The sequence below is a fragment of the Verrucomicrobiia bacterium genome (assembly GCA_019634625.1).
In the GTDB taxonomy this organism is placed as follows: domain Bacteria; phylum Verrucomicrobiota; class Verrucomicrobiia; order Limisphaerales; family CAIMTB01; genus CAIMTB01.
Genome location: JAHCBA010000012.1, coordinates 54606 through 66982, shown reverse-complemented (window position 1 = coordinate 66982; position 12377 = coordinate 54606). Strand labels below are relative to the sequence as shown.

Genomic DNA, 12377 nt, shown 5'->3' with positions numbered 1-12377 from the left:
ACGCAAGCCCCTGGGCCCGTGTCGCAACGCCAATCCTCTCCCGAAAAAAAAGGCGCCCGCTGACAAGGGTCAACGGGCGCCGGAAAAGAACTGGCGGCTACCTACTCTCGCGCAAGCTATACATGCACTACCATCGGCAATACTGCGTTTGACGGCCGAGTTCGGAATGGGATCGGGTCGGACCACAGCTTGATCGCCACCAGAAAACTTGCAAAGAACCCACGTGTGGATTCGCTGACAACTATACATGGAACCGCCGGCAGACAGACTCGCCGTTAAAATCGTCCAATGGACGATCAAGCCTCACGACGTATTAGTATCAGTCCGCTGAGCGCCTCACAGCGCTTGCACGCCTGACCTATCAACCGGGTGGTCTACCCGGAGTCTTCAGGGCCTTGCGGCCAGGGAAACCTTATCTTGGGATGGGCTTGGCACTTAGATGCTTTCAGCGCTTATCCCTTCCGCACATGGCTACGCAGCGATGCCCCTGACGGAACAACTGCCACACCAGAAGTGCGTCATTCCCGGTCCTCTCGTACTAAGGAATGAACCCCTCAAGTTTCCTCCGCCCACAGTGGATAAGGACCGAACTGTCTCACGACGTTCTGAACCCAGCTCGCGTACCGCTTTAACCGGCGAACAGCCGGACCCTTGGGACCTTCTCCAGCCCCAGGATGCGATGAGCCGACATCGAGGTGCCAAACCGAGCCGTCGATATGAACTCTTGGGCCCGATCAGCCTGTTATCCCTAGCGTACCTTTTGTCCGTTGAGCGATGGCAATTCCACATTAAACCATCGGATCATTTGGGCCTGCTTTCGCACCTGCTCGACTTGTTGGTCTCACAGTTAACCTGGCTTCTAGCCATACCCTCAACGCACGGTTGCCAACCGTGCTGAGCCAAGCTTCGCGCTCCTCCGTTACCATTTGGGAGGAAGCCGCCCCAGCCAAACTGACCGGCAAGCACTGTCCCCCGCCTGGCTGACAGGTCGGGGTTAGAATTCTAGTTACCAAAGAGTGGTGTTTCACATTTCGACTCCCCGTCAACCGAAGCCGACGGTTCAAAGTCTCCCACCTACGCTACGCATTACTAACCAGAACACAATACCAGCTTACAGTGAAGGTGCATAGGGTCTTTCCGTCCTACTGCGGGCATGCGGCATCTTCACCGCAACTACAGTTTCGCCGAGATCCTCTCCGAGACAGTCGCTCAGTCGTTACACGATTCGTGCAGGTCGGAACTTACCCGACAAGGAATTTCGCTACCTTAGGACCGTTATAGTTACGGCCGACATTCACGGGGACTTGGGTTCACCGCTTCACCCCGCTTGCGCGGGATTGACAGCTTGCCTTGATCTTTCCGCATTGGTCACGTGTCACACCCTATACGTCGTCTTGACGACTTGGCAGAGTGCTGTGCTTTTGTTAAACAGTCGCTAAGCGCAATTTACTGAGACCCACCGAAGTGGGCACCCCTTCTCCCGAAGTTACGGGGCTAATTTGCCGAGTTCCTTAGAGAGGTTTCTCTCGCGCGCCTTGGTGCACTTACACCCACCCACCTGTGTCGGTTTGCGGTACGGGCGGCCAGGGAATGGAGACGGGGTTTTCTTGGCAGATTGTCCGGCGCTGCGCTTCGGCCGAAGCCTAGGCTCTGTCTTTCAATGACATAGGCGCTTTTCTCTCTGCGTCACCCGTCACCTTACCCCCAGCCGGTGCAGGAATGTTGACCTGCTGTGCATCGGTTACGCCTTACGGCCTCACCTTAGCTCCCGACTAACCCTGGGAGGACGAACCTGCCCCAGGAAACCTTGGGTTTACGGCGACCGGAATTCTCATCCGGTTTATCGCTACTCGTGTCTGCATTCTCACTGGCCGCCCCTCCACCGCGCCTTTCAGAACGGCTTCGCTGGAACGGCCACGCTCTCCTACCGCCCCCCCGGGTCGAAACCCGAGGAGACCCGCGAATTCGGCACGCCGCTTATCGCCAATCATTTTCGGCGCGACATCGCTCGATGAGTCAGCTGTTACGCATTGTTTAAATGATGGCTGCCTCTAAGCCAACATCCTCACTGTCTCAGCGACGTCACATCCTTTCCACTTAGCGGCGTTTGGGCGCCTTAGTCGGCGGTCTGGACTGTTGTCCTCTCGACTATGAAGCTTATCCCCCACAGTCTGACTGCCGGGTTACTGGGATCCGGGGAATTCGGAGTTTGATTGGTTTTGGCATCCTGGTGGGGACCCTAAGCCATCCAGTGCTCTACCTCCCCGGAGTACTTACCCGACGCTAGCCCTCAAACTATTTCGGAGAGAACCAGCTATCACGGGGTTTGATTAGTCTTTCGCTCCTACCCACAGCTCATCCCAGGATTTTTCAACATCCACGGGTTCGGTCCTCCACTGGGTGTTACCCCAGCTTCAACCTGACCATGAGTAGATCACCTCCGCTTCGGGTCTATTGCCGGCGACCGGGTCGCGCTGTTCGCACTCGCTTTCGCTTTGCCACGGCCCCTGAGGGGCTACGGCGGCCACCGACAATAACTCGCAGACTCATTATGCAAAAGGCAGGCGGTCACCCTTTCGGGCTCCCACACATTGTAAGCACAGGGTTGCAGGTTCTATTTCACTCCCCTAGAAGGGGTTCTTTTCGCCTTTCCCTCGCGGTACTAGTTCACTATCGGTCGCCAGTTGGTATTTAGCCTTATCCCGTGGTCGGGACAGATTCGCGCGGAGTTTCACGTGCACCGCACTACTTGGGATACCCTTAGGCTGTCCGTTGCTTTCGCGCACCCGGCTGTCACGGTCTCTGGCCGGCCTTTCCAGGCCGTTACGCTAGCGCTAGACATGCCACATCAGGGTCCCACAACCCCCCGGCAACAAGTTGCCGGGGTTTGGGCTTTTCCGCTTTCGCTCGCCGCTACTTACGGAATCACTTTCGTTTTCTTTTCCTGAGGTTACTGAGATGTTTCACTTCGCCTCGTTTCGCTCCGCCGGACTATTCATTCATCCGGCGGTGATTCCGCATGACCGGAACCGGGTTGCCCCATTCGGAGACCCACGGATCAGAGCCTGCTTGCGGCTTCCCGTGGATTATCGCAGCTTGCTGCGTCCTTCATCGCCCTCTGGCGCCAAGGCATTCACCTTGTGCTCTTAGTAGCTTGATCAAAACCGGTCCATGGGCCATCCCATGGAACTCGACGATTCTGTTACTGCCCTGCTGATTCCATGTATAGTTGTCAAAGAACCCACCGGCGTCGCGATCGACGCAGGCAAATTGGTGCGCCTGACTGGACTTGAACCAGTGACCCCGCGCTTATCAAGCGCGTGCTCTAACCAACTGAGCTACAGGCGCGCTGAAGGTCCTGGTGGAGCTGAGGAGACTCGAACTCCTGACCTATAGCTTGCAAAGCTACCGCTCTACCAACTGAGCTACAGCCCCGCCGTTCAGCCCAGGCCGCTTCCGGCCCCTTCCGGGTCTGGCGTGTTCCTAAAAACTGGTTTGTGCGATAGCGACATCACCGAATTTGCATCCGGTCCGACCTCGTCCGGTTTGATCCGAACGATCTCCTTAGAAAGGAGGTGATCCAGCCGCAGGTTCCCCTACGGCTACCTTGTTACGACTTCATCCCAATCACCAGCCATACCTTCGGCACCTGCCTCCATGCTTGCGGGTTGGCGCGGCGACTTCGGGTACAGCCGGCTTTCATGATGTGACGGGCGGTGTGTACAAGGCCTGGGAACGTATTCACGGCGCCGTAGCTGATGCGCCATTACTAGCGATTCCAGCTTCATGCCGGCGAGTTGCAGCCGACAATCTGAACTGGGCCCGGTTTTAGGGGTTTGCTCCGCGTTGCCGCCTTGCTTCCCTCTGTACCGGGCATTGTAGTACGTGTGCAGCCCTGGCCGTAAGGGCCATACTGACTTGACGTCATCCCCACCTTCCTCCCCGTTTGGACGGGGCAGTCTGTCCAGAGTGCTTCCCGCTCTCGCGGGAGTGGCAACAGGACACAGGGGTTGCGCTCGTTGCGGGACTTAACCCAACATCTCACGACACGAGCTGACGACAGCCATGCAGCACCTGTGCAAGCTCTCCTTGCGGAGTCGTCACCCTTTCAGGTTTCTACCACCTGCATGTCAAGGCCAGGTAAGGTTCTTCGCGTTGCATCGAATTAAGCCACATACTCCACCGCTTGTGCAGGCCCCCGTCAATTTCTTTGAGTTTTAACCTTGCGGCCGTACTCCCCAGGCGGCGCACTTAACGCGTTAGCTCCGCCACGGACGGGGTCGATTCCGCCCACAGCAAGTGCGCACCGTTTAGGGCCGGGACTACCAGGGTATCTAATCCTGTTTGCTCCCCCGGCTTTCGTGCCTCAGTGTCAGGAGTGGTCCAGAGACTCGCCTTCGCCACGGGTGTTCCTCTCGATATCTACGCATTTCACTGCTACACCGAGAATTCCAGTCTCCCCTCCCACCCTCTAGCGGACCAGTATCGGGCGCAGTCTCCGGGTTGAGCCCGGAGATTTCACACCCGACTTCGTCCACCACCTACGCACCCTTTACGCCCAGTGAATCCGAACAACGCTTGGGACCTCTGTATTACCGCGGCTGCTGGCACAGAGTTAGCCGTCCCTTCCTCTTCTGCTACTATCAAGCGACAACGTATTAGGTTGGCGCCCTTGTTCGCAAATGACAGGGGTTTACAAGCCGAAGCCCTTCATCCCCCACGCGGCGTCGCTCCATCAGGCTTTCGCCCATTGTGAAAAATTCTCGACTGCTGCCACCCGTAGGTGTCTGGACCGTGTCTCAGTTCCAGTGTGGCTGGTCGTCCTCTCAGACCAGCTACCCGTCTTAGCCTTGGTGGGCTTTTACCCCACCAACTAGCTGATAGGCCGCGGGCTTATCGCGAAGTGCCAGGCCCTGCTTTCACAAGGTCCCCGGCTTTAGTTGGGAAGGGCGAACCCCTCCGAACCACATTCGGTATTAGCTCGTCTTTCAACGAGTTATCCCCAGCTTCGCGGCAAATTACCCACGTGTTACGCACCCTTGCGCCACTCCTGCTCCAAAATATTGCTACCTTGAAACAGGCGTTCGACTTGCATGTCTTATCCACGCCGCCAGCGTTCGTTCTGAGCCAGAATCAAACTCTCCGTAATTGTCTGAGTGATTCTTTTCGGCCTCAAAGGCCAAGAACGTTTAACGTCGTCCTTCGCTCCGTAGCTCAGGACCGACAAGATGCCTGCTATCGCACAAACCAATTCTCAAAGAACGCTGATCGAGACGACGAAAACTTTCGATCCACCAACTTGCGTCGAGGACCTTCGGTCTTTTTCTCTCAATCGCGCTCACCGCTCACTGCTGAGTGACAAGCGCCAACGACGGAGACGTTATGCCTGACCGTCGGCCGGCCGACAAGGGGTTTTTGAAAAAAGTTTTCGTGTCGCGTTCACCATTAGACGCAAGCTGTTGCGCAGCATGTGGTTAGGATTCTTGCATTTTTTCGTGTTGGCGGCCCCTCCCGAAGGTTTCCAAGGCCTTTCGGGAGGGGTTTTTTCGCGTTCAGGAGCCGTGACATCCACATCCCTGTCCGCATCCTCCGCCGGAGAGTTCTTCGCCGTCGGGGAGTCGTCCGAGTTCCAAGGTCTTGCCCACGAACTGGTTAATACCATCCCGCACCTCCTGGAGGGCTTCCTGGGCGTCGAGAAAGCCCCGGGCGACCGGGTTGGCCAGGAGGCGTTCCCGTTCGGCTTCGAACTGGGCAATTTCATCGGGGGGCAATTCCAGGCCTTGCGTTTGTTTGTGGTGGAGGTGTTCTCCGCGTTCGCTGACCGCGACGTACTGCGCGCGGGCCTCGTCGTTGACGAGGAACTGGTCCACGCGCAGGCGCCACTGTTCGAAGTCGGGTTGTTCCAGGATGGATTGGCAAAGCTCTTCGAGTTTGGTGCGGACGTTGGGATGCAGGTTTTTCATGGGTTTTCCGATGTCTTTGGACTGGTTGGAGGGCGGATTCGAGCATAGCCGCTGGAACGCTGCAACCGCCGTCGGCTGCCCCCTGGATACGGGCTTGCCCTTGGCAGCGAGACCCCGGGTCCCGTAGCGTGCCGGGACCAGAGCAGCCATGCCGAGAGTTTTCATCAAGACCTACGGTTGCCAGATGAACGAGCGCGACAGCGAGGCGGTCCTCGCGCAACTCGCGGCCCGGGGGTATGAGCTGGCCGGCTCCGAGAGCGAGGCGGATGTGGTGTTGTTGAACACCTGCAGCGTTCGTGATCTGGCCGAGCAAAAGGCTCTTGGAAAGATGCAGGCTCTGGTTGGGGCAGCGCGGCGGCATCGTCCGGAGACGATCCTAGGGTATCTAGGATGCATGGCGCAGAGCCGCGGTGCCTCCCTGACGGAACAGGGCCGGGAGGTACGCCTCGTGCTCGGGACCCAGAAGCTGCATCACGCAGCCGACCACCTGGACGCCCTGCGCTCTGGCCGGGTCGAGCGCGTGGTGGACACCGGAGAGGAGCCGGGCAGCGAAGGCCAGATTCGCGAGCATCTGCGTTTTGCCGGGGAGGGTCCGAGCGGAGTCAAGGCGTTTGTCAGCATCATGCAGGGATGCAACCAACACTGCACCTTCTGCATCGTGCCTTTCACCCGGGGCAGGGAGCGGAGCCGTCCGATTGGCGAGATCACGGCCGAGTGCGAGCGACTGGCCGGGCTGGGCGTGCAGGAGGTGACGCTTCTGGGTCAGATCGTCACCAGCTATGGGCGGCGGATGATTCCGGTAAGGGGCGGGCACAGCCCTTTTGTTCAGTTGCTGGAGGCGGTCCACTCGATCCGGGGGATTCGCCGGATTCGATTCACGTCGCCTCATCCGAAGGGGTATGGCAGGGATCTGATCGAGGCTTACGGGCGTCTGCCGAAGCTCTGTTCCCACGCCCATCTGCCCTTGCAGAGCGGGAGCGACGGCATCCTGAAGGCGATGCACCGGGGTTACACCCGGGCGCGGTTTCTGGAGATCGTGTCACGGCTGCGGGAAGTGCGACCCGGCATAGGGATCAGCACGGACATCATCGTGGGATTTCCCGGGGAGACGGAGGACGATTTCGAAGCGACGCTGGACGCGGTTCGTGAGGCGATGTTCGACCAGGCGTACCTCTTCAAGTACTCGCCGCGGCGGGACACGCCTGCAACGAGTCTGCCGAATCCGGTTCCGGAGGCGGTGATCGAGGAACGTCACCGGAGACTCCTGGAGCTGGTGAACGCCATTGGCGCCCGCCGCTACGAGGCATTGCTAGGGGGGACGGTGGAAGTGCTGGTCGAGGGTCCGAGCCACCGTAACACCGCCCGCCTCGAAGGTCGGACCGGGTGCAACAAGATTGTCGTGCTGGAGGGATCTGCGAGGCACGTGGGCCAACTGCTCGACGTGCGTGTGACCCGTGTCGGGTCGTTCACTCTGTACGCGGAGCCTGTCCTGGCGGGTCTCGACGGGGACTGAAATCCAAGTTTCACTATGTCACTCTCATTGGCGGGTTTGTCTGTGCTTCTGGGCCTTGGAATGGCGGTTGCGCCGGTATGGCAACTGCGCGACCCGGAGGGCTGGAGACGCTGGTCGGGGCTGTTTCCCCGCTCGAAGCCGATCGGGTACCTGCTGATGGCCCTGGCCACTGCGTGGTTCCTGTGGAATGTGAGAAACGAGACCCTGGCGGATTTTTCGGCCTACAAGCCTTACCTGCTGTTGGGGTTCGCGGCGATCGGGGTGCTGACCTGTGTCTATGTGTCAGATCTCCTGGCGGCCCGGGGGCTCGCCCTTGTGTTGCTGCTGCTGGCCAAGCTGCTGGTGGACACGGCGCGATGGCATCCCTCGGAATGGCGCTGGGTGATCGCAGGTCTGGCCTACGCCTGGATCGTGGCGGGGATCTGGTTCACGATTTCGCCATGGCGGATGCGGGATCTGCTGGAATGGCTCAGCGCGACGGACGGAAGGATCCGGCGTGCGGCCTTCGGGCAACTGGGGCTGGCGCTGCTGTTGGTGATCCTCGGCCTGACGGTCTTCCCCATCCGGTGACAGTGCCTCCGTCGTCCCGGCGTCGTCCCCGCCACTCCGGGATCCGTCCCGTCAGACCGTCCATCCGTCATCGAGCGGAAGCCCTGTACCGGGCAGAGGCGGTATGGAAGCGGGTGTGGCGACGCACGGGTTGGCAGCCTGCGACAGAAGACCCGGAACCGGGGAACCTCCCGAAGGGCGCTATTTTGGAATGGCCCCTGGGATCGAACTCTTTCGCGGGCGCCCGTGATCCACGCAAGGCACTCCATGAAACGCTTCCACGCCCTCGGACTCTCGGCTGCAACCGCACTGGTCACCGTGCACCTCTGCGCCCAGACCCCTCCTCCGGCCCAGCGCCCCGGTCCGGGAGACGGATTCGATGGGGCACCGTCGTTCGGGCAGGGGGGAAGGATCCCTGGGGGACCCGGGGGCGGCCCGGGATTTGGTGGCCCCGGATTTGGCGGACCGAATAGCGCGGAGCGGAAGGTTTTGTCCCAGTTCGATAGGAATGGAGACAAGCGCCTCGATGCCGGGGAAAGGGCCGCGGCGCGGGAATTCCTGGCGGCGGACACCCGTCCGGGCCGGGGTGGGCCCCGGGGCCCCAGGTTCGGCGGACCGGCCGGGGATGCCGCAGCTCCAAGTCCCGGCATCCGGCTGGCTCCGTCCGATGTGGCGCCGGCAGGTGATGCCCCACTGTACGATCCGGACACGGTACGAACCCTGTTTCTGGACTTTGAGAGTGCGGATTGGGAGCGGGAACTCTCGGACTTCTACAATACCGATGTGGAAGTCCCGGCACGGCTCACGGTGGACGGCCAGGTGCTCGATGAGGTGGGGGTCCATTTTCGCGGGGCATCGTCGTATTTTACGGTGGGGGAAGGCGTGAAGCGCTCCCTGAATCTGGCTCTCAACGAGTGGCGCAAGGACCAACGGTTAGGAGGGTATCGGACTTTGAACCTCCTGAACTCGCACACAGATCCCACGTTTCTCCGGACGGTGCTCGCCCTGCACATCTCCCGTGAGTACCTGCCCGCCCCCAGGGCCAACTTTGTGCGTGTGGTCATCAACGGGGAGAACTGGGGCGTTTACATCAATGCCCAGCAATTCAACACGGACTTCACCCGGGACTGGTTCGACTCGACGCAGGTGGCGCGATGGAAAGTTCCCGGCAGTCCCCGTGGCAACGCAGGCCTGACCTATCTGGGTGAGGATCCCTCTCCCTACCGGGCGCTCTATGAGATCAAGAGCAGGAACGACGAGAAGTCGTGGACGGCCCTCATCCGCCTCTGCCGGGTGCTCAACCAGACGCCCCTGGACCGGCTCGAAGCGGCGCTGGAACCGTTGCTCGACATCGACGGCACGCTCCGGTTTCTCGCCCTCGAAAACGTCCTGATCAACGCCGACGGTTATTGGGTGCGGGCGAGTGACTACAACCTGTGTCAGGACACGCGCGGCCGGTTCCACCTGATCCCCCATGACGTCAATGAGACCTTCCGCGCCGGCGGCGGGGGACCCGGAATGGGACCGCGCGGGCCGGGTTTCGGCGGCGGGGGCGCAGGGGGGGGTGGCATCGAACTCGATCCGCTGGTCGGCCTCGACGATCCCGGCAAACCGCTGCGAAGCCGCCTGCTGGCCGTGCCGGCCCTGCAAGCCCGTTATCTGGGTTACGTGCGGGACATGGCCCAGCACTGGCTGGACTGGGACCGGTTGGGTCCGCTCGCCTCGGAGTTGCAGGGGCGGATCGCCGAGGATGTGCGGATCGACACCCGCAAGCTCGACAGTTACGAGCGGTTCATCGGGGGACTGACGGATGATGAAGCCGGTGGCGACGGCGGAGGCGGATTTCGCGGGCCACAGCGTGCAATGAGCCTCAAGACGTTTGCCGATCGGCGCCGGGCCTACCTGCTGTCCCACCCCAAAGTGCAGACGGCCCCGCTGCCGGCCCTCCGGCGACCGGACAAATCCTGATCCGTGCGTCCACACCCCCTTCCCCTTTTCGTCCATGCCACGCCTTCGTCACCGCGGCGCCTGCCAGGATTGGGCCCCTTGGTCGAAAGCTGCACCGGCCGTGGCCCTGGTCGTCTTGATGCTGGGCACGGCGCAATCGGCGACCCTGGCCGGGCCCGGGCTGCGCTGGGAGGTCGGTGAGCAGAAATTCCGGGTCGGGATGGCGGACGATGCCCGCACGGAGTGGCGGTTTCAGAGGTCGGAGGACCTTGTACGCTGGGTGGATGTGCCGTCCATGGGGACCGTCCGAACCGGGTCTGGCGAAGTGGCCTGGACGGCACCGATCGTCGTCAACCCAGGGGCGGGGGCCGGGTTCCTGCGGGGGGTGGCGACCGAAGGGTTGTACGACGCGGCGGTACTCCGGACGTTCCACCTGCGGTTCGCCCAGGCCGACTGGCGTTCCCGCCTGACGGCCAACTACGCCACGGCGATCAACCTGGCGGCAGATCTCGAGTTCGAAGGCGTGCAGTACGCCGGCGTGGGGGTCCGGTACAAGGGCAACACCTCCTATTTTCTCAGCGGCGCCAAGAAGTCCTTGAACATCGAGATCGACTACTCCGATCCGGACCGGGCATTGGAGGGCTACCGGACCCTGAACCTCAACAACGCCTTCAGCGATTCGACGCTGATGCGCGAGCCCCTCTATTTCAACGCGCTCCGGCAATACGCCGTGGGGCCTCGGGCGGGTTTCGCACAACTGTATATCAACGACGAATATTGGGGTGTCTATGTGCTGGCCCAACAGACGGACGGCGAACTGATCCGCGAATACTTCGCCAGCAACCGCGGGGACCGCTGGAAGGCGCCCAGCGGGGGCGGCGGAGGGGGTGGAGGAGGAGGACCGGGGGGCGGGGGAGGAGGGGGATTTGCCAGCGGCCAACGGGCCCTGATGTACCTGGGCGACGACCCGGCCCGCTATCAGGCGCTTTACGAGTTGAAGAAGGACGGCACCTCCAACGCCTGGGCCAACCTGATTCATGCCGCCGACGTTCTGAACAACGCCCCGGCCGAGGCCTTCCGCGACCGGGTGGAGGAGGTCCTGGCGGTCGATCGCTGGTTGTGGTTCCTGGCGGTCGAGAATGTGTACACGGACGACGACAGTTACTGGAACAAGGGGGCTGACTACGGGATCTACTTCGAGCCGGAGAGCGGGCGACTCCATCCACTCCAGCACGATGGCAATGAGGCGTTCGGAACAGCCCGCGCCCAACTCAACCCCCTGCAAGGCGTGGGCAATGCGAATCGCCCGGTGATCAGCCGCCTTCTCGCCATCCCGGAACTCCGTCAACGCTACCTGGCCCACCTCCGCACGGTGCTGGACGAGTCGTTCCGGGTGGAGACCGTCGTCCCCCTGATGGACCGCCAGAGGGCCCTGATCGAGGACGCCCTCGAGGGGGATACGCGGCGTGGCTTCACGATGGCGGCGTTCCGCACCGCGTTGACCGCGTTGACCAATCACGTCCGCCTGCGTCATGCCTACCTTGCCAACCACGTGGAAATCCGCCCGATTCCACCGTCCATCGTGTCGGTGATGGGCCCCTCCCTGGCGGACTCCTCCCGGGCTGCACGCATTGTGGCCACGATTCGACCGTACGGAGGGGAGGGCATCGACTCGGTGTGGCTGCACCGCCGCGAGGGTGACACCGGCCCGTTCACACCGGTTGCCATGGTCGCAGGCGGGCCCGGCAGTTCGGGGGAAAGCGGCGGGGAAACGCTGGACTTCGAGGTGGAGCTGCCGCCGGCGCCGGTGAGCACCCGCATTCGCTACTATGTGGAGGCCCGCTCAGGAAATGCCGCCCATGCCGCCTCCTTCGCGCCGGCCCGGGCGGAGCAGGAGACCTTCGAGATCACCTTCGCGCCCCCTGTGGCCGGGGGCAGCCCAGTTTTGATTAACGAACTGATGGCGTCGAACGGGACGACCCTGGCCGACCCCCAGGGTCATTTCGACGACTGGATCGAGCTTTGGAACCGGACGGACGCACCTGTGGACCTGTCCGGCTGGTTCCTCAGCGACAATCCCGAACGCCCGCGCAAGTGGCGGATACCCGATGGAACGACCCTTGCGCCCGGGGGCTTCCTCCTGGTCTGGGCCGATGAGGACGGCGGGGATCAACCCGGCCTGCACGCCAATTTCAAGCTGTCCGCGGACGGTGAGCAGATACTGCTGGTCGATCGCGACGACCGAGGCAACGCGGTGATGGACTTCGTGGCCTTTGGTCCGCAGCGGAGGGACGTCGCGTACGGGCGGTCGGCGCGGGAAGCCGGACGTTGGGAGTTCATGAGGCCAACGCCCGGCCAGCCGAATCGCTGAGGCCCCGAGCGGCCTCCCCTGGCGGGAAGTCCTT

The 12377-nt window shown here is 61.7% G+C and carries 5 protein-coding genes, 2 tRNA genes and 3 rRNA genes; 4 read left to right on the top strand and 6 right to left on the bottom strand.

Annotation, left to right across the window (positions count from 1 at the left end):
* Positions 1–88 precede the first annotated feature (88 nt).
* The 6 genes from rrf to KF833_09390 all read right to left on the bottom strand — a co-directional run bounded on the left by rrf (position 89) and on the right by KF833_09390 (position 5963).
* Positions 89–204, bottom strand: a 5S ribosomal RNA gene (rrf, locus tag KF833_09415).
* An 88-nt stretch (positions 205–292) separates the two neighbouring features.
* Positions 293–3160 (bottom strand): 23S ribosomal RNA (locus KF833_09410).
* Positions 3161–3271: 111 nt separating this feature from the next.
* Positions 3272–3348: transfer RNA gene (locus tag KF833_09405), tRNA-Ile, on the bottom strand.
* 11 nt (positions 3349–3359) lie between these two features.
* Positions 3360–3435 (bottom strand) — tRNA-Ala (locus KF833_09400).
* 133 nt (positions 3436–3568) lie between these two features.
* Positions 3569–5149, bottom strand: a 16S ribosomal RNA gene (locus tag KF833_09395).
* The 16S, 23S and 5S rRNA genes sit together here with 2 tRNA genes alongside, the layout of an rRNA operon.
* A 403-nt stretch (positions 5150–5552) precedes the next feature.
* The gene (locus KF833_09390) at positions 5553–5963 is read right to left on the bottom strand and encodes a YlbF family regulator (protein MBX3745513.1); all 411 of its coding nucleotides are present in this window, start codon (positions 5961–5963) and stop codon (positions 5553–5555) included.
* Between the two features lie 148 nt (positions 5964–6111).
* Between KF833_09390 and miaB the strand changes: the two genes are divergently transcribed.
* The 4 genes from miaB to KF833_09370 all read left to right on the top strand — a co-directional run bounded on the left by miaB (position 6112) and on the right by KF833_09370 (position 12343).
* Positions 6112–7476, top strand: a complete 1365-nt coding sequence (gene miaB / locus KF833_09385; GenBank protein ID MBX3745512.1) for a tRNA (N6-isopentenyl adenosine(37)-C2)-methylthiotransferase MiaB — start codon at positions 6112–6114, stop codon at positions 7474–7476.
* 15 nt (positions 7477–7491) lie between these two features.
* Complete coding sequence (locus KF833_09380) at positions 7492–8046, top strand: hypothetical protein (protein MBX3745511.1); 555 nt, start codon at positions 7492–7494, stop codon at positions 8044–8046.
* A 246-nt stretch (positions 8047–8292) separates the two neighbouring features.
* On the top strand, positions 8293–9993 hold the full coding sequence (locus KF833_09375; GenBank protein ID MBX3745510.1) for a CotH kinase family protein: 1701 nt from the start codon (positions 8293–8295) through the stop codon (positions 9991–9993).
* 100 nt (positions 9994–10093) lie between these two features.
* A complete protein-coding gene (locus KF833_09370; GenBank protein MBX3745509.1) occupies positions 10094–12343 on the top strand; it encodes a CotH kinase family protein in 2250 nt (749 codons plus the stop codon).
* Positions 12344–12377 lie beyond the last annotated feature (34 nt).